Source organism: Jatrophihabitans sp. sgz311053, from assembly GCF_056135305.1.
This window is the reverse complement of record NZ_JBWAXP010000001.1, coordinates 959,405-981,622: the sequence shown is the minus strand read 5'-3', so window position 1 is coordinate 981,622 and position 22,218 is coordinate 959,405. Positions and strand designations below refer to the sequence as shown.

Sequence of the window (22,218 nt, the reverse complement as noted above, 5' to 3'; positions counted from 1 at the left end):
CGGGGTGGTGGCTCCCGTGACCCGGCAGCTCAGCTCGCGGCGTGACGGCTGGCTGCCCACCGGCGTCGCCAGCACCCTGGAAGACGCCGCTCGCGACGGCGGCCGCTGCGTCATCGCCCGCCCCGCCGAGGTGATCGACCGCGGGCACATAATCGGCCTGCCCTCCCATCTGCCGCTCTCCGACCCCGGCGACGGCGAGCACGTGGACCGCGTCGCCGTCGCCGAGTTCCCCGGTGGACGCGTGCTGGGGCCGCACCGCGCCGTCGTCACCGGTCGCGGGCGGTTCGTGGACGAGGTGAGCCGCTACTTCGGGACGACGCGGGCCCGTCAGCACCCGCTCTTCCTCCACCCCTCGGTGCCGGCACCCCTCGAGGTGCCGGGGCGGCTCGCCGTCCTGGCCTCGCGGGCGGACTCGAACTACTACCACTTCCTCTTCGACGTCCTGCCCCGCCTCGGGGTGCTGGAACAGGCACCCTCGGTGGCCCCGCCCGACGCTTATTACGTGCCGGCTGCGACCCGGTTCCAGCGCGACGCGGTGGCCCTGCTGGGGCTCGCCGACCGCATCGTCGATGCCGCCGAGCACCTGCACGTCCGGGCCGAGACGCTGGTGGTGCCGGGGCCGCCGGCGATGACGGAGAAGAACCCGCCGTGGGTTATCGCATTTCTGCGCGAAAAGTTGCTCGCGGGGTTGCCGGTGGCGCCGGGCACCCGTCGTTTGTACGTGACCCGCGGGCCTTCCGGCAACAATCGCTCGGTCCGCAACGAGGACGAGGTGCTGCGACTGCTCACCGGGCGCGGCTTCGAGGCGATCGACCCCGGCGCCATGTCGTTGACCCAGCAGATCACCGCCTTCGCCTCGGCGTCGGTGATCGTCGCGCCGCACGGCGCCGCTCTGGCCAATCTTGCCTTCGCCTCGCCGGGCGCAACGGTCATCGAACTCTTCCCGGCCGGCAGCCTGCTCCCGGACTTCTGGCGGCTGGCCTCGGGCGTCCCCGGTCTGCGGTACCGCTACCTCTCACGCCCGCATCCCCGGGGCCGGACCCTCAGCCGCGGCGCCACCATCGTCCGGGACATCGATGTCGACCTGGTCGCGCTGGCACAGCTCTTGGACGAGGCAGAGGACCTCCGGTGACCTCCGTCCGGCCACGTCCTGTGCCCCGTCGCATCTCCCACGCCTGTCGCCATCGGTGATCAACTCGTCTTTTCTGCCGTCAGGACGACGGAAAGGACAAGTTGATCACGAGTCGGGGGTTGGGGACAGGCCGCGCCGGCCGTGATGACGGGCGGGCGGTGGGGACAGGCCGCGTCTGCCGCCGATCACGAGCCCGGACCGTGGTCACCCGGCCGAGTCGGGCCGCTCCGGGACGGGGTCGGGCGTGACGGCCTTCTTCGCCGCCTTCCGCACGGCCTTGCTGACCGCCTTCTTCACCGGCGTCTTGGCGGCCGGTCCGGCAGCCGCCTTGGTGGCAGTCTTGGCGGCCGGTGCGGTCCGCGCGGTCTTGGCTGCGGGACGGCGCGGAGCGGCGACCGGCTCCGCCGGCAGCTCCAGGTGCGGCTGGGTCTCGGCCCAGGCGGCGATGTCGGCCGCCAGCAGCTCACCGATGCGGCGGTGCATCGCGACGGAGTAGTGGAAGCCGTCCGGCGTGGCGGTGTCGAGATCGCCGCCGGCCACCTCGTCGGCGATCGGAGCGACCCGGAAGTAGCGGACCTCCGGCTTGTCGATCCGCTTCACCATGGCCTGCAGCGTGTCGTTCATGACCTCGATGCGCTGCGCCATGCCGGGGAACCAGCTCTGGAACCGCTTGGCCGGCGGCAGCAGCTCGAAGCAGTAGACGAGCGGACTGTGCAGCGTCTGGATGTGTCCGATCAGCCGCTCCAGGTCGGCGGCGACCCGTTCGGGACGGTGCCGCCGGATGGTCGCGTACCGGGGATCCAGCCGCGCCTGCAGCTTGGCCAGCGACATCCAGATCGGCCGCAGCACGTGCTTGCGGTACCACGCGCCGACCCGGCCGGGGCGTTGCTTGAGGCTGTTGACGTGCCGCTCCAGCCACCAGGGCAGGAAGAGGTGGATCGTCTCGTAGTGGCCGTAGACCAGGACGACGACGTCGGGTGAGTACCCGATCATCTCGTCCTCCCAGTGCCGCAGGGTGGACTTCGTCCGCTCGGAGGGCACCGAGATCGTCTGCACCAGCGCCGGACGGCCGGAGCGCAGCAGCTCGCGTTCGATCACCCGCGGGAAGAAGAGGTTCTCGCGGGCGTCACCCATCGGCGAGGACCAGCCGACGGTCGACGCGCCCTTGACGAGCACGCGGATCGGCAGCGGCAGGGGGGTCGGCATCGGACTGTCGTCCTCTCGTCGTGCGGCCTCGGCACACTATCAACGAGCGAAGGCCCGTCCGGCCACTACGCTTTGGCCGTGACGTCCCCCGACGACAGCTCCCGGCTGCCCTTGCGTGACCTGGTCTTCTCGGACTTCGCGCGGCACCGCCCCGGCGCCCCGAGCTGGCTGCGCGTGCTGGCGCTCTGCCTCACCACGCCGGGCATGATCGCCTCGCTGGTGCTCCGGTCGCAGCAGTGCCTCTTCCGCGCCGGCAGGCTGCGGCCGGCGGCGATGCTGCGGACGGTGAGCACGGTGCTGCTGGGGGCCGATTTCGGACCCGGCATGCGGGTCGGCACCGGCCTGCTGCTGGCCCACCCCATCGGCGTCAACATCGGCTACGGCTTGGTCATCGGGGACGGCGTCACCCTCGCCGGCGGCGTCACCGCCGCCGCCCGCTCCTACGACGAGAGCGATGCGCCGCAGGAGTTCGCCACCATCTGCGACGGCGCGACCATCGGCGCCAACGCCGTCCTCGTCGGCGGGGTGCGGATCGGTCGCAACGCCGTGGTCGGCGCCAACTCGGTGGTGCTCTCCGACGTCCCGGACGACGCCGTGGTCTTCGGCGCCCCGGCCCGACGGGTCGGCAGCCACAAACGCTAGGAGTTCGCCGCCGGGTCGTGGCGGGCGATGAAGCCGGCGACGTCGGGCGAGTCGATCTCGTGCCGGTGGGCCAGCACCTTCTCGTCCGACCAGTCCCACCAGGCGATCCGCAGCAGCGCGGCGCGCGTCGCCTCGTCGAAGCGGTACTTGATGAGCTTGGCGGGGTTGCCACCGACGATCGAGTACGGCTCGACGTCCTTGATCACCACCGCGCGGGAGGCCACGATCGCGCCGTGACCGATGGTCACGCCCGCGCAGATCATCGCCTCGTAGCCGACGAGGACGTCGCTGCCGATGTGGATGCCGCCGCGCGAGTGGAGCGCACCCTCGGCGAATGTCCACCCCTCGGGACGGCGGTAGGCATGCACGGCACTGACCCAGTCGGGGCGGTGCTGCCCGCCGGGGAGCAGGATCGCGGTCTGGGTGACGCCGGAGAAGCGGCCGATGGTGACCTTGGCGTCGGCGTCCATGCCGTAACGCACGACGCGGCAGTCGGCCGTGACGGTGTGGTCCATCTCGATGGGCCGGCCGGGATCACCGGGGAAGTTGAGCTCCGCCCCGAAAGCCCAGTTCCGCACCTTGCGGGCGGCGGCCTGCTGCAGCCTGCCGCGCACCGCCACCATCCGGTCGCGAGCCGTCGATCTCGTCACGCGCGAGAGCCTACGGCGACACTCCCTCACATGCAGCGCTCAGCGGACACACGGACTGAGACCACCCCGACCCGGGAACATCACTGCCAACACCTCGACGGCGCACGGCTGACACCGGCGCCACGGAAAGGATGGCTGCCCGAGTGACCGCCGTTCTCGCGTTGCTGCTCGGTGTCGTCGTGGTCCTGGCCATCACCGCGGCCACGGGGTACTTCGTCGCCCAGGAGTTCGCCTACATGGCCGTCGACCGCGCCACCCTGCGGTCGCGCGCCGAGGCCGGGGACGAGGCCGCCGCGCGCACGCTGCGGGTGACCCGTCGCACCTCGTTCATGCTCTCGGGCGCGCAGCTCGGCATCACCGTCACCGGCCTGGTCGTCGGCTACGTCGCCGAGCCGTTGATCGGGCAGTCCATCGGGACGCTGCTGGGCGGCGTCGCCGTCCCCAGCGGTGTCGGCATCGCCATCGGCACCGTGGTCGCCCTCGCCTTCTCGACCTTCGTCCAGATGATCTTCGGCGAGCTCTTCCCCAAGAACCTCGCGATCTCGCGCCCCGAGCCGGTGGCGCGGGCGCTGTCGCGCTCGACGCTGCTCTACCTCGCCGTCACCGGCTGGTTGATCAAGGTCTTCGACGCCTCCTCCAACGCCCTGCTGAAGCTGCTGCGCATCGAGCCCGTCCACGACGTCGAGCACGCCGCCAGCGCCCGGGACCTCGAGCGCATCGTCGCCGAGTCCCGCGTCAGCGGTGACCTGCCCGCCTCGCTGTCGATGCTGCTGGACCGCGTCCTGGACTTCCCCACCGAGACCGTCCGGCACGCCATGGTGCCGCGGTCGCGGGTCGGGACGGTCGCCGCCACCACCAGCGTCGCCGAACTCGTCACGATCATGCGCACCGGGCACTCCCGCTACCCCGTCCTCGACGAGCTGGGGGGCGTGATCGGCGTGGTCCGGCTCGTGGATGTCCTGGCCGCAGCCGACGACGACCCCGACACCACCGCCGGCGCCCTCGCCCGCCCCGCCTGCGTCGTCCCCACCAGCATGTCGCTGCCGGTGGCGCTGCGGACCATGACCGCCGCCCGCGAGCAGCTGGCCTGCGTGCTGGACGAGTACGGCTCGTTCAGTGGCGTGGTGACCCTGGAGGACCTCGCCGAGGAGATCGTCGGCGAGCTCACCGACGAGCACGACGTCGAGACGCCGGCCATGGTGGTGCGCCGCGCCGACGGCGGCTGGCAGAGCCCCGGCGAGGCGCCGCTGGACGAGCTGGAACGAACCCTCGGCGTCGAGCTGCCCGAGGGCGACTACGAGACGGTCGCGGGGCTGGCCGTCGCCGTGCTGGGACGCTTCCCGGCCCGCGGCGAGACCGTGACGATCCCGCTCGCCGCCACGCCGGCAGACCTGTTGTTGGACGAGCCACCTCGCCGCTTCCTCGACGTCACCGTCGAGGAGATCAGCCACCACGTGCCGCACCGCCTCGGCCTGCAGCTGCGCCGCGAGCAGCCCCCGGCCGAGCAGACCCCGGCCGAGCAGACCGACGAGGCCGGGATGCCGGCCGTCCAGACGGCGGAGAACCGATGAGCAACCCTGTCGTGGTCGTGGTGATCAGCGTGCTGATCATCGCGTTGAGCGCCTTCTTCGTGGCCGTCGAGTTCGCCGTCATCGCGGCGAAGAAGCACCGACTCGAGGACGCCGCCGCCAGCAGCCGTTCGGCGCGGGCCGCGCTGCGCAGCGCCTCGGAGCTGACGCTGCTGCTGGCCGGCTCGCAGCTCGGCATCACCGTCTGCACCCTGGCGCTGGGCGCCATCACCAAGCCCGCGGTGCACTACGCGCTGACCCCCACCTTCGAGGGGTGGGGGCTGGTCAGCTGGGCCGCGGACGCGGTCGCCTTCGTGGTGGCGTTGCTCATCGTCACCTTCCTGCACCTCGTGGTGGGCGAGATGGCGCCGAAGTCGTGGGCGATCGCCCATCCGGAGCGTTCGGCGATCATGCTGGCGCTGCCGATGCGCGCCTTCATGGCCCTGACCCGGCCCAGCCTGCGAGTGCTGAACGGGGCCGCCAACTGGTGTCTGCGACGAGCCGGCGTCGAACCGGTCGACGAGGTCGCCACCGGCCAGGACCCCGACGCGCTGCGGCAGCTCGTCGCCCACTCCGGTGACGTCGGCACCCTGGACCGCTCGCAGTCGGCGGCCCTGACCACGGTGCTCGACTTCGACGTGGCGCCCGTCGGCTCGCTCGTCTCCGGCGCTGCGCCGACGGCGGTCCCGGCCGGCGCGACGGTGGCCGACGTCCGGCACGCAGCCCGCCGCTCGGGGCACCTGCGCATCCTCGTCACCGGCGACGGCTCGGTACCCGGCGTGGTGCATGTCCGCGACACCCTCGGCGAGCCCGCCGACACCCCGCTGGACGACTTCGTCCGGCCGGCCTTCACGCTGCCGCACGACACCACGCTGCACGACACCCTGCTGCGGATGCAGGGCACCGGCGCGCAGCTCGCGGTGGTCGTCGAGGAGGGTCGGCTGCGGGGCGTGGTCACCGTCACCGACGTCCTGAACCGGCTTCTCGCCGAACCGGCCGGGGCGCCGCAGTCGGGGGCAGAGCCGGCGGGAGCCCAGCCCGCGGGAGTGCCGCCGGCCTGAGACCGTCGGCTCGCGGTCGGCGCGCGGGAACGCCCCGGTTGGGATAGCCTCGGTTTCGCCGGAATTCCATGCCCCGGGGCCCTCGGTCCCGACCCGATCTCGACCGAATCAGGGGACGCGCAGCCATGTCCGACGCCGCCACCGACCAGGCCGTCACCGCCGCGATCAGCTCGTTCCTCGAGCGGGTGGAGAAGTCGTCGGACTTCGACGCGACCACGCCGCTGTTCGCCGACGGCCTCGGCATCGACTCACTCGAGACTGCCGAGCTCTCTGCGCTGCTCGAGGACGAGTTCGGCACCGACCCGTTCAACAGCGCCGCCGAGATGCCCGAGACGGTCGGCGACATCCTGAGCTTCTACAGCGGCGCCGACTCGGCCGCCTGATCCGGCGGTGATCGAGCTTCTCGAGCGCGCCGCCGGCACCGCGGCGGGCGCCGCCGTCGTCACCGGCGACCGGTCGGTCGGACACGTCGAGCTGCTGCAGCGCAGCCGCTGCGTGGCAGCCGGGCTGGCCTCGCGCGGCCTGACCCGCATCGGCATCGTGGAGCCGGCGGCGATCGAGGTGTTGACGCTGCTGGCCGCCGCCTCGCTGGCGGGCGTCGAGGCGTGCCAGTACCCGCCGGAGGCCGACCCGGCCGAGGTCGCCGCACTGGCCGCCCGCTTCGACCACGACGTGATCGTCACGGGTCGCACCGACCTCGGCGAGCTGCCGGTGATCACCGTCGACGAGCTCGGCACCGCCGACGCGGCCGACGCGCCCGCGACCCCGCCGGTCGAGCGGCCGCACCTCGTCCTCACCACCGGGACCACCGGCGCGCCGCGAGGCGTGCGTCACGACTGGACGCGCCTGGTCCGCTCCACCCGTCGCATCACGTCGGCACCGGAGCAGCGCTGGCTGCTCGCCTACGGGCCGCACCAGTTCGCCGGGCTGCAGGTGCTGCTGCACGTCATGGCCTCGGCCGCCACGCTCGTCGCGCCGTTCCCGCGCCGCCCGGCCGACGGTCTCGCCGCGATGCGCGAGCACGGCGTCACCCACGCCAGCGCGACGCCGACCTACTGGCGTTTCCTGCTCGCCGAGCTGCGGGCCGACGGCGGTCCCGTCCCCGCGCTGCGCCAGATCACGCTCGGCGGGGAGGCCATCCCCGCGCCGCTGCTCCCCGAGCTGGCGCGGACCTTCCCCGGCACCCGCGTCTCGCAGGTCTATGCGGCCAGCGAGTTCGGCTCCAGCGGCTCGCAGCGCGACGGTCGCAGCGGGCTCTCGACCGACGTCCTCCACCGCGGCGAGGACGCCGACGTCGCGATGAAGATCGTCGACGGCGAGCTCTGGGTCCGCTCGCGGGTCGGCATGCTCGGCTACTACGGCGAGGAGCCGGTCGACCCGGACGGCTGGCGCGCCACCGGCGATCTCGTCGAGGTCGTCGACGACCGCATCCACTTTCGCGGCCGGACCTCCGAGGTGATCAACGTCGGCGGCGTGAAGGTGCACCCGCTGCCCGTCGAGGAGCGCGTCGGCGGCGTCCCCGGCGTGGACATGGCGCGTGTCTACGGCCGACCGAACGCGATGACCGGCGCCATTGTCGCCGTCGAGGTGGTGGCGTCGCCGGGTGCCGACCACCGTGCGATCGAGACGGCGATCCGCGCCGCCTGCGCCGACCTCGCCCCGGCCGCCCGGCCCCGCAGCATCAGGTTCGTCGACACGGTGGCGACCACCGGTGCCAAGATCGTCAGGAGGACGCCATGACCGCGTCGGAGTCCCGAGTCGTGATCGTCACCGGGGGCAGCCGTGGCCTCGGCGCGGGGATCGTCGAGTCCTTCCTCGCCTCCGGTGACCGGGTCGCCACCTGTTCCCGGACGGCCACCGAGAACACCGACGCGTGGAGCGAGGAGTACCCCGACCGGTTCCTCTTCGTCCCGGCGGACCTGTCGAAGTCCGCCGACGCCGAGGCCTTCGTCAAGGCCGTCGTCGCGCAGTGGCGGCAGATCGACGTCCTCGTCAACAACGCCGGGGTCGCGCGGGACGGCATCCTGGCGCTCGTCCCGGACGAGGACGTCGACGTCGTCGTCGACCTGAACCTCAAGGGCACCGTCTACATGACGCGGCTGGTGAGCCGCCGCATGCTCGCGCGCGGCAGTGGCGCCATCGTCAACATCTCCTCCATCGTGGGTCGCTCCGGCTACCGCGGCCTCTCGGTCTACAGCGCGACCAAGGCGGCACTGGACGGCTTCACCCGCGCCATGGCCCGCGAGCTCGGCTCCCGCGGCATCGTGGTCAATGGCATCGCGCCGGGTTACCTGCGCACCGAGATGAGCCACGGCCTGGACGCCGAACAGCTGCAGCAGATCGTGCGGCGGACCCCGGCCGGCCGGCTCGGCGAGCCCGAGGACATCGCCCGCGCCGTGCAGTTCCTCGCCGACCCGCGCAACGACTACATGACCGGGCAGGTCATCGTCCTGGACGGTGGCCTGACGTGCTGACCCGACGGGTTCCGCGCCGGCCGTGAACGCCGTCGCGCGCAGCTTCGGCGCTCGGGCGCTCTCGTTCATCCCGACCGCCCTGGCGACGCTGCTCGCGAGCCGGATGATCATCGAGAACTACGGCATCCTCGCCTTCAACTCGTTCGCGCTGATCCTGTCGCTGATCAACCTCATCCCGCTGAACAACCTCGGTGTGGGGGCGGCGATCACCTCCGCCCTCGCCGCCGGTGGCGCCGGCTCGACCCGCGCCGAGCGGACGGTGCTCACCGCGTCGCGGGTGCTGGCCATCTCCTCGGCCGTGACCGCGATCGCAGCGCTGGCCCTCTCGGCGCTCGGACTCTGGCGGCCGCTGCTCGGCGAGTCCTCCGGCCCGGAGCTGTGGGTGGGGCTCGCCCTGGTCGTCTACGCGCTGACCTTCCTGCCCGGTCTCGGCCAGAGCATGCTGCTCGGCGTCCACCGCAACCACGTCACGATCCTGGTCCAGACGTTCTTCAACCCGCTCAACGCGTTGCTCGTCGGGGTCATCGTCCTCACCGGCGCCGGCGACGGTCCGATCGTGCTGGTGCCGAGCGCCTCGCTGCTGCTGGTCAACCTCGTCACCGCCGCCCTCGCCGGCCGGGCCACCCGCATCTCGTGGTGGCGTATCGCGCGCCGGATGCCGCGGCCGCGCCGCTTCCCGGGCGCCAGCATCCGGTCGATCTCGGGACCCGTGCTGATCCTGACGCTCTCGACCCCGATCGCGCTGCAGAGCGACCGGATCGTGCTCAGCCACGTCTCCACCGCCGATGCCGTCGCCGAGTACTCGGTCGCGCTGCAGATCTTCGGACCCGCGCTCGTGCTGGTGGCCGCCTCCGCACAGCCGCTGTGGCCCATCTGGGCGCAGGCCCGCGCGGCGGGGCGGCGGGGACCGAGCGTGGTCCGCATCGCCGTCCTCTTCGCCGCCGCGGGGATCGCCGTCGGCGCGGTGCTGGCGCTGCTCTCCGGACCCGTAGCCCGACTGGTGGCGGGGTCGCAGGTCCAGATCTCGCCGCTGCTCGCCGTCGCGGGCGCGCTCGGCGTCCTCACCGCCGCGCTGTCGCAGCCGATCGCGATGAGCCTGATGTACCCGGCCGGCCTGAAGGTCGTGGTGTGGTGCACGGTGATCGCGCTGCCGCTCAACATCGGCCTGTCGATCGTGCTGGGCCACCACCTCGGCGCGCCCGGGCCGCTGCTGGCCTCGTGCCTGGTCGGGGTGCTGGTGCAGGCGCTGCCGGGGTTGGTCGTCAGCCGGCGGCGACAGCGCCGCGGGGACTACGGTCCGGACGAGGCGGTCCCCGCCGCCGAGACGCCGTCGACGCCGCCGGTGCCGGCCAGCGAGGTGCCGGCGATCCAGCCCTATCGCTCCTTCCCTGCGGCCACCGCGCCGGCCCGGGCCGGATCGCACCGGCGCGTCGAGGCGGAGGTCGCGGAGGTCGCGCCCGTCGCGGACCGTCCCCGGCCCCGCCCGCGGCCGGGTCGAGGCATCGCGACGGCGGCGCCAAGACACGCCTCCTCGCCGTCGGGTCCGGACGCCGCCGCCACCGCGCTGGCCACGGCACTGTCCGGTGCCTCGGGACTCGGCGCCACCACCGACGTCACCGACGAGCCACCGAACCCACCGCAGCCCCCGCCGCCATCGCCGACCGCCAAGCTGCAACCGGTCGCGCCGTTCCGCCGACCCCGTGACCACCGCCCGTCCTGACGCCGCACCCGCCGAGAAGGAAGCCACCGCCGTGAACGCACTCCGCGATCAGCTCCACCGCCGCAGCCCCGCCCTGTACAAGGTCGTGCGCGGCGCCGTCAGCGCGGTCAACACGCCGCTGGCCAAGTCGCGTGCCGGAAAGGTGCTCGCCGAGGCGCCGCGGCCGATGAAGCTGGAGATCGGCGGCATCGAGGAGCGGCCGGGCTGGGTCGTCACCAACGTCGGAGCCGTCACCCGCAACTACCTGGACTGCACCGTGCGCTGGCCACTGGAGGACGCCGCCTGCTCGCACGTCTTCAGCGACAACGTGATCGAGCACATCACGCTCGCGCAGGGGCGGACGATGCTCGCCGAGGCCTACCGCTGCCTGCAGCCGGGCGGACTGATCCGCATCGTCACCCCGGACATCCGCGGCCACGTCGAGCTCTACCTCGCCGGCCAGTCGTCGCTCACCTCACCCGAGGCCGAGCACTACCGCAGCTCGGGGCTCGTGGTGGAGCACCCCATCGACCTGGTCCGCATCCCGATCGGCTCCTTCGGGCACCACACCGGTTACGTCTACGACTTCGAGACGCTGGCGGCCGAGCTGACCCGCGCCGGTTTCAGGGAGGTCGTCCGGGTGGCCCTCGGCGAGAGTGAGCACCCGGAGTTCCGCGGCCACGATCAGCGCAAGTCCGAGGGCGGCGCGCAGATTGCGGTGGAGGCCGTCAAGCGCTGACGTGCTCGCCGATCGACGTGCCTACTGGGCGTCGTCCGGTTCGACTGCCTGCTGATCGAGGATGCGGCGCAGCGTCGTCGCGAGGGTGTCGCGCTCGTTCGTGCTCAGGTGGCCGAGCAGGTCGTCCTGGACGCCGTCGAGCACACCAGCGATCTCGGCCAGTCGGCGCCGGCCGGTGTCGGTGACGGTGACGAGGTTCTGGCGCCGGTTGGCGGGGTCCTGACGGCGCTCGACGTACTGGTCCGCGGTCAGGGCGTTGATGGTGGCAACGACGTCGCTGCGGTCGATGTGGCACCGGCGCCCGAGCTCCGCCTGGCTGGTCGGTCCGAACTCGTCGAGGGCGGCGAGCACTGCGTAGTGATAGCGAGTGGCACCCACGTCCACCAGCGCCGCCGAGACGAGCCGGTGGGTCAGGGTGGCGGTCTGCGTGATCAGCCAGCTCGGCGTCCGCCGCAGTCGCGCCGGCTGCTGTCCGCTGCCGCCCGCCCTGTCCGCCACACCGCCGAGATTATCAGGACCGTTGGCCTGGCCAACGATCTGCTACCGTTGGTCGCACCAACATTGGTGAGACCAACGATGTGGAGCGAGGATGGCACACGGGAGACAGCACCAGGACTCGGGCGTCGCGCGCTGGTGGGCGCTCGGGTGGATCTCGGTGACCCAGCTGATGATGGTCGTCGACGGCACGGTGATGAACATCGCGGTGCCCTCCGCCCAGCAGGACCTGGGCTTGTCGGATGCGCAGCGCCAGTGGGTGATCACGGGCTACGTGCTGGCGTTCGGGTCGCTGCTGCTGCTCGGCGGACGGGTCTCGGACCTGGTCGGACGACGCAGGGCTCTGCTGATCGGGCTGACCGGGTTCACCCTCGCCTCGATCGCCGGGGGGCTGGCCAGCTCGGCAGAGCTGTTGATCGCCGCCCGCGCCGCACAAGGCGTCTTCGGGGCGCTGGTCACCCCATCGGCGTTGGCCCTGCTCTCGGTGACATTCCCCGAGGGCGTCGATCGCGCCAAGGCGTTCGGGGTGTTCGGCACGATCATGGGTGCGGGCTCGGGCATCGGCGTCCTGCTCGGCGGCGCGCTCACCGACTCCTGGGGATGGCGGTGGGCGCTGCTGATCAACGTTCCCTTCGCCCTGGCCGCCGGGACAGGACTGCTCCGGTCCCTCACGGCGGATGCGCGCGGTCGGGGCCGCGTCGACCTGATCGGGGGCGCGCTCAGCGCGGTGGGGCTCACCGCGCTGACCCTGGGCCTGACGACGGCAGAGTCGTCGGGGTGGGGGTCCCCGCTCACGATCGGCCTGCTGGCCGGAGGCGTCCTGGTCCTGGGCGGATTCGCGATCCGCCAGCGAACCGCCGTCCAGCCGCTGGTGCCCCTGTCGCTGTTCGCCGAACGGCTCAGGTCCGCGGCCTTCACCGCGATGCTCGCCTGGGGCGTGGCGATCCTGCCCGCGTTCCTCTTCCTGAGCGTGTACCTGCAGCAGATCGCCGGGCTCAGCCCGCTGCTCACCGGCCTGGGCTTCCTTCCCTACACCGCAGCGATCCTCGTCACCGTGCGCCTGGTCAGGCCCGCGCTTCGGCTGGTCACTCCGCGCGTCTTCCTCGCCGCAGGACTTGTCCTGCTCGCAGCCGGACTGCTCGTCCTGACTCGACTCGAACCCGATGCGTCGTACTGGACACGCGTCCTGCCCGTCTTCGTCCTGCTCGGCCTGGGCACCGGATGCGTGCAGCCCGCGGCCAACAGCGCCGCCACCCACCGCGCCGGCCCCGCCGCAGGCGTTGCAGGTGCGGTCGCCAGCACCTCCCAGCAGGTCGGTTCCTCGCTCGGCCTGGCCCTGCTCGGCGCGATCGCCGCGACCACCACCGCCGCTGCCGCCACTGGCGCCACGGCGGCGAGCTCGACCCTCGACGGCTACCACCGCGCTGCCCTCGTCGGGGCGGCGATCCTCGCCATCGCCGCGATCGGCGTCTTCGTCCTCGCCGGCCGGCCGGCGACTGAGACACGTCAGGACGCGGCGTGAGCGGCGTCCCGCGGGTGCAGCCCCGGCAACGTCAGTCGCGGCGGCGCAGCCAGAGCGAGGACGGCGGGTTCGGGTCGTCGGCCACCGGCGTGTACTCGGCGAAGCGGTCCCGCAGGAACGACTCGTCGTCGTGGCGCAGCATCGGCGTGGAGAGCAGCACGTCGAAGGCGCTGTTGAAGGCCAGGAACGTCTGGACCACCATCGCCTCGTTCCAGTACACCGGCCACCGTTCACCGAAGAGCCAGGTGTCGGCCGGGTAGGGACCGTTGTAGGGGAAGTGCACGTCGTGGATGTGCACCAGCACCCCCGGCTTCAGCCGCGGCAGCACCTCGAGGAAGAGGAAGGCGACGTCGCTGTCGATCTTGAAGGCGTGCGACGAGTCGATCATGAGGACGTCGCCGGCGTCCAGTGCCTCGAAGCGCGACAGCGGGACGTCCTGGACGAAGCTCTGCACCAGCTCGAAGTTCGGCAGCGACTTCAGCGCGTCGAAGGGATACGGCTCGACGCAGGTGACGCTCAGCGGGGCGCCGTCGGTGGCATTGCGCGTGCCGGCGAGCGTGGCGTAGTAGGTCGACAGGCCCGAGCCGATCTCCAGGTACTTGCCGGGGCGGTGCTCGCGGAGCATGTAGTACAGCGTGCGCGCGTCGAAGCGCGGATAGCCGGGACCGAAGCCGGCGCGGGTGTTGGTGACGTGATCACCGGCGGTGGCGAGGAACTCGTCCTCCCAGGCGTCGGCCAGCGCGGTGAGCCGCTCGCGCATCGCCGGCAGGTCGACCGAGACCCCCACGAGCTCGCTCGGCCTGTCCCAGCGGGCCCGGGTCTTCTCGATCTCGTCGAGGTTGGGCAGCACCGAGTAGTAGTCGGCGCGCTTGACGACGGTGAAGCCCAGCTTGGCGAAGAACCGCAGCGTCCAGCGCACGCGCGCCCGCCGCGCCGCGAAGACGAGACGGTCCAGGTACGCCACGACGAAGCCGGGGAGCAGCCGCTGCGCGCGCTGCTTGGCCGACGGGGCGGGTGCCGGGCGGGACTGCAGCTCAGTCATGGGAGACCTCTCCGGGCGCGCGGAAGAAGATTCCGTCGGCCTGCAGCAACCGGCCGGTGCCGGGCTCGACGAAACCGGGGTCGAGGGACCAGAGCTCGAACCCCAACCCCTCCAAGCGGGTGAGGATGTCGCTGAACAGCACCTGGCCCTCGTAGAGCGGCGCCAGCGACATCTCGGTCCGGACCGCCGCCACCGAGGCCAGCGTCTCGGTCGCGCCGTCCAGGACCGGGGCCTCGTAGCCCTGGACGTCGATCTTGAGCAGCGTGGTCGCCGGCGGCAAACCTTCCCGCGCGACAAGGTCGTCCACCGTGATGGCCGGGACGTCCTCGGTCGCCACGTAGGCCGTGTGCGGCGCGGCTTCGGTGTGCCGCGGCATCATCGGCAGCACCGACGAGCTGGTCGAGTTGCCGGCGACGTTCATGGTGAGCGTGCCGGACTCGGCGCCGACGGCGGCCCGCTCGACCGTCCACCGCGGGTCAGCGGCGGCCGCGGTGGAGAGCTCGGCGAAGGCTTCGGCGAGGGGTTCGACCGAGACGATCCGGCCGGCGAAGCCGCTGCGGCGCAGCTCGTGGGCGAACTGGCCGGTGTTGGCGCCGATGTCGATCACGGTGTCGATGCCGTGCAGGTGCAGCGAGTGGACGAAATGGCGCTTGAAGGTCTCGCGGCGCACCTCGAAGCCAGCGCGGTAGACGGCCACGCGGGCGCGATGCGCCAGGCGCTGGACCGGCGTCAGGGGCGAGGACATGGCAGCGCCAGGCTAGCGGGCACGGGTGTCGCCGATCAGCCGAGACACACCTGCCGGCCGTAGGGCCCGGCGGTGCTCTCGGTGCTGGTGGACTTGCCGTCGATGGTGACGGTGCAGGTGACCGGCGCGCCGGTGGGACCGGCCTGGACGAAGATCAGCGCCAGGTAGCCGGGGCCGACCGCCCTGGTGCTGAGGCTGAAGGAGCGGGCCTTCGTCTTCACCGTGCCGTAGGCGTTGCGGGTGTCGATGCTGGTGGGGATGAGGTAGCCGACCGGTGCCGACAGCGGCTGCGAGGACGACGCCGTGATCGCCACGGTGTGGACGCCCGGCGAGCGGAGCCGGTTCAGCGGGTTGTTCAGCGCCCCGGCGCGCGCCTGCAGCTCACGCTTCACGTCCTGGGCGGTGGCCGGACCGGCAGCGGCCGCCGAGGCCGATGCCGTCGGCGACGGCGCCACCGAGCTGAGCTCGCTGCCGTCGCCGGGCTCGGTGGTGGCGTCGGCCAGGGGCGGCGCCGGCGAGGAGAAGTAGCCCTGGGAGAGCAGTCCGAGCACGAGGGCGAGAACGGCGACGAGGGCCGCGACGCTCCACTTGCCGCGCGGTGTGGCGAGGAAGCGGCGCACCCGGCCCCGCTTGCGATGCGACCGGGCGGCCGAGGCGGGACGGGCGGCCGGCAGCGCGACGGCGATGCCGCCGTCGGGCACCTCGGTCGGTGCCTGCGGGCGCGGGCGCGGTCGGTCGGGCTCGGTCATCGAGGGATCCTCACGTCAGGCGCCGATCAGTACGCGCCGCGACGGGCGAGCACGGCCCACACGGTCCGGGCGATGATGGCGAGATCGAAGGTGAGCGACCAGTTTTCGACGTAGTAGAGGTCGAGGCGGACCGCCTCCTCCCAGGAGAGATCCGAGCGGCCGCTGACCTGCCACAGTCCGGTGAGGCCGGGCGTCACCAGCATGCGGCGGTGCACGTCGCTGTCGTAGTTGGCGACCTCCTCCGGCAGCGGCGGCCGGGGTCCCACCAAGGACATCGAGCCGAGCAGCACGTTGAAGAGCTGGGGCAGCTCGTCGAGGGAGAACTTGCGCAGGAACCGGCCCACCGGGGTGGTGCGGGGGTCGTGCCGCATCTTGAACAGGACGCCGCCGTCCTGGTCGCTGGTGGCCATCAGCTCGGCGCGACGGGCCTCGGCGTCGAGGTACATGGACCGGAACTTGTAGACGGTGAACTCGCGCCCCTCGGTGCCGACCCGGGTGCTGCGGTAGATGGCGGGACCGCGGCTGGTGAGCCGGACCGCCAACGCCAGCAGGATGAGGACGGGGGCCGCGACGAGCAGGGCGAGGCCGGCGAGCGCGACGTCCATGACCCGCTTGACGACGCGCCGGGTTCCGGTGAATTGCGGCTGGTCCACCCACATCAGCGGCAGGCCGTCCACCGGGCTGACGTGCACCCGCGGGCCCGCCACCTCGGTGAGGCCCGGCGCCATCACCATGTTGCGCCGGGTGCCCTCCAACGCCCACCCGAGCTCGCGGATGCGGCGCGGACCCAGGCCGCTGCCGGCGACGGCCACCACGTCGACGTCGAGCCGCTCGGCCAGCAGCGCGGCGTGGGCGACACCGCCGACCACGGGGACGCCGGGCGCCAGCTCGTCACCCTCACGGGCGTCCTCGACGCAGGCGCCGACGACGATCAGGCCGCTCTCCGGGACGCGCTGGGTCAGCCGGGCCAGGTGCTCGACCGACTCGCTGGTGCCGACGGCCAGGATCGTGCTGGACCACTCCCCGCGCCGCCGTCGGGCGCCCACCACCCGCCGTAGCTGGAAGCGCGCGACGAGCATCAGCGCCGCACCGGTCGGGATCACGATGGCGACGAACATCCGTCCGACGACCGCGTTGGAGAGGTAGCAGATCACCGCCACCGCACCGAGCAGCGTCGCGGCCGAGCGGAGCACCCGCTGGTACTCGCCGGTGCCGGTCATGATGCGACGGATCTCGTAGGCGCCCTGGGCCGAGAGCGTGAGCAGCCAGCCGAAGACCACGAGCAGGGCGGTAGTCACGTAGGTGCCGACGGGATAGGCGGAGCCGACCGCGATCTGCAGCCCGAAGCCGATCCCGGCGGCCGCCGCAGCGCAGAGCGAGTCGGCCACGACCAAGCGGGTGACGACGGTCCGGGTCCACTGTGCGACCGTCTGACGGCCGGCGACGCGCTGTGCCTCGGTGGCGTGTTCCGGGACGGCGCGCAGCGCCGGCGCCGCATCGCGCAGCGCGGCGAGCGTGACCTCGGCGTCGCCGTCGAGCTCCGTCGCCGCCAGCCGGGAGACGATGCGCGTCACGAGACGAGCTCGCGCGTGGCGGGAGCCGAGCCGGTCGCGGTGCGCGGTTGCGTCGGGGTGCTCGGCCGGACGGCGGGGCGGGCCGGGAGTCGCACGGGCCGCGGCAGGCCGGCGGCGTCGTGGAAGACCCGCTCGAAGCGGTCGGCGATGGCCTCGATGTCGAAGAGCTGCTCGGCCAGGGCGCGGGCCCGATGACCGATCCGGGCAAGGGCGAGGTCGTCGGTGAGGGTGGCCGCCAACCAGTCGGCGGCGGCGACGGCGCCGTCACGACTGGGCGCCCCGACGAAGCCGCCGGCGGCGAGGACGTCGCGGGCGGCGGCGTTCCCGGCCGGCAGCAGCGCGATCGTCGGGCGGCCGGCGGAGAGGTAGCTCAGCACCTTGCTCGGCACCGAGAAGGCGGCGGCCTCGGGTTCGAGCAGCGCGACCATGAGGTCCGCGCTGGCCAGCACCTCGGCGAAGCGCTCGGCGGGCTGGTAGCCGAGGATGCGGACATCGGGGCGCTCGCCGGCAGCCGCGGCGAGGTCGTCGGCACCCTCGCCCTCGGAGCAGACCACGAGGTCGGCGGCGATGCCGCGGGCCTTGGCGGCGTCGAGCAGGTCGAGCAGCAGCAGCGGGTTGTGCTTGCGGCCCAGCGTGCCCGAGTAGAGGAAGCGGAGCCGCTCGGGCGAGAGTCCCTGCTCGGCGGCCCAGGCGTTGTCCCGCGGGCCGGGCGTCAGATCCTCCAGCGGTGCCCAGTTCGGCTGCACGCTGACATGCGCCGTCGAGAGCCCCCACTCGCGGTACTGCGCCACGAAGGCCTCACCGATGGCGACGACCCGGTCGGCCTGACGGACCTGGGCACGCTCGAGCGTCTCCACCCAGCGGCGCAGCGGCTTGGCCGCCGGGCGCGGCAGCTTGCGGTCGATCTCCGAGCCGACGCCCATGCTGTAGATGTCCTGGTGCCAGAAGACCCACGGCTGCTCGGTCCGGGCGAAGTAGCGGGCCATCGCGGTGAGCGCGAAGAGCGGCACGTTGCAGGCCACGACGAGGTCGAAGGGCTCGCTGGTCTCGAGCCGGCGCTGCCAGGCCTGCGCGTAGGCGAGCTCGAAGCGGGTGCGGCCGACGGGCTCGTACTTGTTGATCTCGCGGTCGGCGGTGACGGACTCGATCCGCAGCGTCGGCGCATCGCCGGCCTGGACGGTGAGCCGGCCGTGCCCGGAGACGTACTGGGAGGAGTACTCGTGCAGGACGTCGTGCCCGCGGGCGGCCAGCTCACGGGACAGCTGCACCTGGAACGGGTGACCGCTGAAGTCGTGGACGTTGACACGCATATCGAGAGCAACGAGGCCCCCCGCGTGAGGTTGCGGCGATCTTCGGAAATTAGCCGGCTCGTCACGAACACTCTTCACCACCCAGCGTGACCCACCTCACGCTGAATACTGACGGGCATGTCATTCGGCGTGCTGTTCCTCTGCACCGGCAATGTCTGCCGGTCTCCCGCCGCCGAGCTGCTGCTCGCCGCCACGCTGCCACCGGGCGCACCGATCACGGTCCGCAGCGCCGGTCTGGCCGCCCTAGTGGACCAACCCCTGGACGCCGCCGTGGCCGCCGCCCTCAGCTCACGGGGCGTCCCGCTCAGCGCTCACCGCGGCCGGCAGTACGACGCCGGGATGACCCTGCGCGCGGACCTCGTCCTCACCGCGACGCAGGCCCAGGCCGCAGCCGTGCTCCGAGACGTCCCGCAGGCGCTGCGACGGGTCTTCACCCTCAAGGAGTACGCGCGGCTCGCGACCGACGTGATCGACGCGGCCGGATCCGCGACGCCCGGCACCGTGGCCGCGGTCGCCGCCCGGCGCGGCCGGGTGGCGGCCGTTCCGACCGGTGCCGACGACATCGCCGACCCCTACCGACGCGGCGACGAGGCCGCGGCCCGGTCCGTCGCCGAGATCGCGGCGGCGGTCCGGATCGTCGCCCGGTCCCTCGGTTTGATCCGACGACGCCCGCTGCCCTACCCCCGCTGAACCGGGCAGCAGCCTCAGGGCAGCAGATCGTGACGCAGGAAGAGCCCGTCGCACTGCAGCATCCGCCCGGTGGCCGGATCGCCGAACCCGGCGTCGAGGCCGTAGAGCGCATACCCGGCGTCCCGCAGCCGTGCGACCAGATCGTCGTAGAGGGCCTGCCCCTCGTAGAGCGGGACGAAGGAGAGCTCCAGGGCGAGCGCGGCGAAGTCGCCGACGAGGTCCCCGGCACCGTCGAGGACGGCCGACTCGAAGCCCTGCGTGTCGATCTTGAGCAGCGACCGGGCGGGGTCGACCCCGTGCGCGGTGACGAGGTCACGCACGGTCGTGACGCTCACCGTCTCGGTCCGGACGAAGTGCGAGCCGGGTGCGGCGTCGGTGTGCGCGGACGTCATCGGCAGCAGCGAGGAGGAGTACGAGTTCGCCGACACGTTGATCGTCGTCTCGCCGGGGACGTCACCGACCGCGGTGCGCACCGCCGTCCAGGAGGCGTCTCGCGAGGAGCGTCGTTCCAGGTGTGCATAGGCGTCCGACAGCGGCTCGCAGGAGACGATGCGACCCCGGTAGCCGCCGGCGCGCAGCGCGCTGCCGTACTGACCGATGTTGGCCCCGACGTCCAGGACCGCCGCCGCGGGCAGCCAGTTGAGCATGGTGGCGACCCGCACCCCGAACGGATCCCTGACCAGGTCCAGTCCCCGGCGGTGCAGGACGGATCGGACGCCGAGCTTGAGGTACTCGCGGGCGCGGCCGGTGTCGAGGGACGGCATGGCGGCGATGCTAGTGGTGCCGGGCCGCCGCTTCCCGCCGAACTATTCTGTAGCGCATGCCCGAGGTGCCCGCGTCCATCCGACGGGTCGTCATGTACGGCGACCCGGTGCTGCACGAGCCTGCCCGCGAGGTCACCGACTTCGGCGCCGAGCTCGCCGAGCTCATCGACGACATGTTCGCCACCCTCGCGGTCGCCAACGGCGTCGGCCTCGCGGCCCCGCAGATCGGGGTCGGGCTGCGGGTCTTCGTCTACGACTGTCCCGACGACTCCGGCGTGCGGCAGCGCGGTCACGTGGTGAACCCCGTACTGACCACCGCCGGGCCGAAGGAGGAGAGCGACGAGGGCTGCCTCTCGGTCCCCGGCCCGTACCACGAGCTGGAGCGGCCGACCGAGGCCACGGTCACCGGTCTGGACAAGGACGGCAAGCCCATCACCGTTACCGGCACCGGCTACTTCGCCCGTTGCCTGCAGCACGAGACCGACCATCTCAACGGGATCCTCTACGTCGACCACCTGCCGCGGAACCGCAAGCGGAAGGTGCTGCGCGAGATGGACCCCTTCGAGTGGAACGCGACGTGAGTCGGGCCTCGCTCGTCGCGCTGGTCCGCTCCGACGTCGAGGCCACCACCCACCCCAACTTCAAGCTCTACGGCCCGCTCGCCTACTGGGGACGGGTGCTGGCCAAGCTGGCGGTCAGCCCCAACCTGCGAGCCGTCATCACCTATCGGATCTCTCACGCGCTGGCGCAGCGCGGCCTCGGCCCGCTGGCGATGCTGCTGCGGGCGCGGGCGGTACGCCGGACCGGTGCCGAGATCCATCCCCGCGCCACCATCGGTCCGGGACTGCACCTGGTCCACTCCACCGGCGTGGTCATCGGGCCGGACGTCGTCATCGGCGCGCGGGCCCGCGTCCACCAGGGCGTCACCCTCGGCGAGCCGGTGCACGTCGGCGGCGGCACGTGGGCGAGCTCGACGGTCGGCGACGACGTCGTGCTCGGCGCACACGCGGTGGTCCTGGGCAACGTGACGATCGGCGACGGCGCGCGCATCGGCGCCAACGCCGTCGTCACCAAGGACGTCCCCGCCGGCACCTCCGTGGTGGGGGTGCCGGCGCGCCCGGTGGGGTGAGTCAGACCAGCAGTTCGGCGATCTGCACCGTGTTGAGCGCCGCGCCCTTGCGCAGGTTGTCGTTGCTGACGAAGAGCGCCAGGCCGCGGCCGTCCGGCACGCCGGGGTCGGGACGCAGCCGGCCGACGTAGGACGGATCCTTGCCAGCCGCCTGCAGCGGCGTGGGGACGTCGCTCAGCTCCACCCCGGGCGCCCCGCGCAGCAGCTCGATCGCCTGCGCCACCGAGAGCGGCCGGTCGAACTCGGCGTTGATCGACAGCGAGTGTCCGGTGAAGACGGGGACGCGGACGCAGGTGCCGGAGACCAGCAGCTCGGGGAGGTCGAGGATCTTGCGCGACTCGTTGCGCAGCTTCTTCTCCTCGTCGGTCTCGAAGTCGCCGTCGTCGACGATCGAGCCCGCGAGCGGGAGGACGTTGTAGGCGATGGGACGGACGAACTTGTTCGGCTCCGGGAAGGCCACCGCGTCGCCGTCGTGGGTGAGCGCGGCCGCCTGGTCGGCGACCTTGCGCACCTGGCCGTCGAGCTCGTCGACGCCGGCGAGCCCGGCGCCGGAGACCGCCTGGTAGGTGCTGACGATCAGCCGGCGCAGCCCGGCGGCGTCGTGCAGCGGCTTGAGCACCGGCATCGCCGCCATCGTCGTGCAGTTGGGGTTGGCGATGATGCCCTTGGGGCGGTGCTGCGCGGCGGCGCCGTTCACCTCGGCCACCACCAGCGGGACGTCGGGGTCCATCCGCCAGGCGCTGGAGTTGTCGATCACGACCACGCCGGCGGCGGCGAACTTCGGCGAGAGCTCCTTCGACGTCGCACCGCCGGCGGAGAAGATCGCGATGTCCAGGCCGGCGGGATCGGCGGTGGCAGCATCCTCGATGCGGACGTCCACGCCCTCCCAGGGCAGCGTGTTGCCGGCGCTGCGCGCCGAGGCGAAGAAGCGGATCTCGTCCACCGGGAACCGCCGCTCGGCGAGCAGCTTGCGGACGACGGCGCCGACCTGGCCGGTGGCCCCGACGATTCCTACTCTGGCCATGCT

At 72.5% G+C, this 22,218-nt stretch carries 23 protein-coding genes; 13 read left to right on the top strand and 10 right to left on the bottom strand.

What is annotated here, in order from left to right; all coding sequences use genetic code 11:
• Positions 1 to 16: 16 nt before the first annotated feature.
• Entirely contained in the window at positions 17 to 1,132 is a 1,116-nt protein-coding gene (locus tag AC0NZQ_RS04380; protein ID WP_474528422.1) for a glycosyltransferase family 61 protein, read from the top strand.
• Between the two features lie 204 nt (positions 1,133 to 1,336).
• Here AC0NZQ_RS04380 and AC0NZQ_RS04375 read toward each other — a convergent pair whose 3' ends face one another.
• The gene (locus AC0NZQ_RS04375) at positions 1,337 to 2,338 is read right to left on the bottom strand and encodes an SGNH/GDSL hydrolase family protein (RefSeq protein WP_474528421.1); all 1,002 of its coding nucleotides are present in this window, start codon (positions 2,336 to 2,338) and stop codon (positions 1,337 to 1,339) included.
• 78 nt (positions 2,339 to 2,416) lie between these two features.
• Between AC0NZQ_RS04375 and AC0NZQ_RS04370 the strand changes: the two genes are divergently transcribed.
• The gene (locus tag AC0NZQ_RS04370; protein WP_474528420.1) at positions 2,417 to 2,980 is read left to right on the top strand and encodes a serine O-acetyltransferase; all 564 of its coding nucleotides are present in this window, start codon (positions 2,417 to 2,419) and stop codon (positions 2,978 to 2,980) included.
• Here AC0NZQ_RS04370 and AC0NZQ_RS04365 read toward each other — a convergent pair.
• The gene (locus AC0NZQ_RS04365) at positions 2,977 to 3,630 is read right to left on the bottom strand and encodes a CatB-related O-acetyltransferase (RefSeq protein WP_474528419.1); all 654 of its coding nucleotides are present in this window, start codon (positions 3,628 to 3,630) and stop codon (positions 2,977 to 2,979) included. The two genes, AC0NZQ_RS04370 and AC0NZQ_RS04365, sit on opposite strands and share 4 nt — an antisense overlap.
• Positions 3,631 to 3,773: 143 nt before the next feature.
• Here AC0NZQ_RS04365 and AC0NZQ_RS04360 point away from each other — a divergent pair, with 143 nt between their 5' ends.
• The 7 genes from AC0NZQ_RS04360 (at position 3,774) to AC0NZQ_RS04330 (ending at position 11,171) form a co-directional block, all read left to right on the top strand.
• Positions 3,774 to 5,201 (top strand): hemolysin family protein, encoded by a 1,428-nt coding sequence (locus AC0NZQ_RS04360; RefSeq protein ID WP_474528418.1) that lies wholly within the window; start codon positions 3,774 to 3,776, stop codon positions 5,199 to 5,201.
• Positions 5,198 to 6,259: a CNNM domain-containing protein gene (locus tag AC0NZQ_RS04355; protein ID WP_474528417.1), complete on the top strand. Its 1,062-nt coding sequence runs from the start codon at positions 5,198 to 5,200 to the stop codon at positions 6,257 to 6,259. The genes AC0NZQ_RS04360 and AC0NZQ_RS04355 overlap by 4 nt, the downstream gene beginning before the upstream one ends.
• A 125-nt stretch (positions 6,260 to 6,384) precedes the next feature.
• Positions 6,385 to 6,642 (top strand): acyl carrier protein, encoded by a 258-nt coding sequence (locus AC0NZQ_RS04350; protein WP_474528416.1) that lies wholly within the window; start codon positions 6,385 to 6,387, stop codon positions 6,640 to 6,642.
• 7 nt (positions 6,643 to 6,649) lie between these two features.
• Complete coding sequence (locus tag AC0NZQ_RS04345; protein WP_474528415.1) at positions 6,650 to 7,999, top strand: class I adenylate-forming enzyme family protein; 1,350 nt, start codon at positions 6,650 to 6,652, stop codon at positions 7,997 to 7,999.
• Positions 7,996 to 8,733 (top strand): SDR family NAD(P)-dependent oxidoreductase, encoded by a 738-nt coding sequence (locus AC0NZQ_RS04340; protein WP_474528414.1) that lies wholly within the window; start codon positions 7,996 to 7,998, stop codon positions 8,731 to 8,733. The genes AC0NZQ_RS04345 and AC0NZQ_RS04340 overlap by 4 nt, the downstream gene beginning before the upstream one ends.
• A gap of 22 nt (positions 8,734 to 8,755) precedes the next feature.
• The gene (locus AC0NZQ_RS04335; RefSeq protein WP_474528413.1) at positions 8,756 to 10,453 is read left to right on the top strand and encodes a lipopolysaccharide biosynthesis protein; all 1,698 of its coding nucleotides are present in this window, start codon (positions 8,756 to 8,758) and stop codon (positions 10,451 to 10,453) included.
• Between the two features lie 31 nt (positions 10,454 to 10,484).
• Positions 10,485 to 11,171, top strand: a complete 687-nt coding sequence (locus AC0NZQ_RS04330; RefSeq protein ID WP_474528412.1) for a class I SAM-dependent methyltransferase — start codon at positions 10,485 to 10,487, stop codon at positions 11,169 to 11,171.
• A 21-nt stretch (positions 11,172 to 11,192) separates the two neighbouring features.
• On the opposite strand, the gene AC0NZQ_RS04325 is transcribed toward AC0NZQ_RS04330, so the two are convergent.
• Positions 11,193 to 11,669, bottom strand: coding sequence for a MarR family winged helix-turn-helix transcriptional regulator (locus AC0NZQ_RS04325; RefSeq protein WP_474528411.1), 477 nt, complete (start codon positions 11,667 to 11,669; stop codon positions 11,193 to 11,195).
• Positions 11,670 to 11,760: 91 nt separating this feature from the next.
• Between AC0NZQ_RS04325 and AC0NZQ_RS04320 the strand changes: the two genes are divergently transcribed.
• Complete coding sequence (locus AC0NZQ_RS04320; RefSeq protein WP_474528410.1) at positions 11,761 to 13,188, top strand: MFS transporter; 1,428 nt, start codon at positions 11,761 to 11,763, stop codon at positions 13,186 to 13,188.
• A 31-nt stretch (positions 13,189 to 13,219) separates the two neighbouring features.
• Here AC0NZQ_RS04320 and AC0NZQ_RS04315 read toward each other — a convergent pair whose 3' ends face one another.
• Genes AC0NZQ_RS04315 through AC0NZQ_RS04295 form a run of 5 tightly spaced genes read right to left on the bottom strand, consistent with a single transcriptional unit; the run spans position 13,220 to position 18,608 of the window.
• Positions 13,220 to 14,230 carry a class I SAM-dependent methyltransferase gene (locus AC0NZQ_RS04315; protein ID WP_474528409.1) on the bottom strand — a complete coding sequence of 337 codons (1,011 nt, stop codon included), beginning with the start codon at positions 14,228 to 14,230 and terminating at the stop codon, positions 13,220 to 13,222.
• Positions 14,223 to 14,975 carry an FkbM family methyltransferase gene (locus AC0NZQ_RS04310; protein WP_474528407.1) on the bottom strand — a complete coding sequence of 251 codons (753 nt, stop codon included), beginning with the start codon at positions 14,973 to 14,975 and terminating at the stop codon, positions 14,223 to 14,225. Before AC0NZQ_RS04310 ends, AC0NZQ_RS04315 begins: the two co-directional genes overlap by 8 nt.
• Before the next feature lie 35 nt (positions 14,976 to 15,010).
• Positions 15,011 to 15,724: a hypothetical protein gene (locus AC0NZQ_RS04305; protein ID WP_474528406.1), complete on the bottom strand. Its 714-nt coding sequence runs from the start codon at positions 15,722 to 15,724 to the stop codon at positions 15,011 to 15,013.
• A gap of 26 nt (positions 15,725 to 15,750) precedes the next feature.
• Positions 15,751 to 17,298: a sugar transferase gene (locus tag AC0NZQ_RS04300; RefSeq protein ID WP_474528405.1), complete on the bottom strand. Its 1,548-nt coding sequence runs from the start codon at positions 17,296 to 17,298 to the stop codon at positions 15,751 to 15,753.
• Positions 17,295 to 18,608 carry a glycosyltransferase family 4 protein gene (locus tag AC0NZQ_RS04295; RefSeq protein ID WP_474528403.1) on the bottom strand — a complete coding sequence of 438 codons (1,314 nt, stop codon included), beginning with the start codon at positions 18,606 to 18,608 and terminating at the stop codon, positions 17,295 to 17,297. Before AC0NZQ_RS04295 ends, AC0NZQ_RS04300 begins: the two co-directional genes overlap by 4 nt.
• A gap of 117 nt (positions 18,609 to 18,725) precedes the next feature.
• On the opposite strand from AC0NZQ_RS04295, the gene AC0NZQ_RS04290 reads away from it, so the two are divergent.
• Positions 18,726 to 19,298, top strand: a complete 573-nt coding sequence (locus AC0NZQ_RS04290) for an arsenate reductase/protein-tyrosine-phosphatase family protein (RefSeq protein ID WP_474528402.1) — start codon at positions 18,726 to 18,728, stop codon at positions 19,296 to 19,298.
• Between the two features lie 14 nt (positions 19,299 to 19,312).
• On the opposite strand, the gene AC0NZQ_RS04285 is transcribed toward AC0NZQ_RS04290, so the two are convergent.
• Positions 19,313 to 20,062: an FkbM family methyltransferase gene (locus tag AC0NZQ_RS04285; RefSeq protein ID WP_474528401.1), complete on the bottom strand. Its 750-nt coding sequence runs from the start codon at positions 20,060 to 20,062 to the stop codon at positions 19,313 to 19,315.
• Between the two features lie 56 nt (positions 20,063 to 20,118).
• Here AC0NZQ_RS04285 and def point away from each other — a divergent pair, with 56 nt between their 5' ends.
• Entirely contained in the window at positions 20,119 to 20,643 is a 525-nt protein-coding gene (gene def / locus AC0NZQ_RS04280; protein WP_474528400.1) for a peptide deformylase, read from the top strand.
• Complete coding sequence (locus AC0NZQ_RS04275) at positions 20,640 to 21,191, top strand: serine O-acetyltransferase (protein WP_474528399.1); 552 nt, start codon at positions 20,640 to 20,642, stop codon at positions 21,189 to 21,191. The genes def and AC0NZQ_RS04275 overlap by 4 nt, the downstream gene beginning before the upstream one ends.
• Before the next feature lies 1 nt (position 21,192).
• Here the strand turns inward: AC0NZQ_RS04275 and AC0NZQ_RS04270 are convergent, their stop codons facing one another.
• A complete protein-coding gene (locus tag AC0NZQ_RS04270) occupies positions 21,193 to 22,215 on the bottom strand; it encodes an aspartate-semialdehyde dehydrogenase (protein WP_474528398.1) in 1,023 nt (340 codons plus the stop codon).
• Positions 22,216 to 22,218 lie beyond the last annotated feature (3 nt).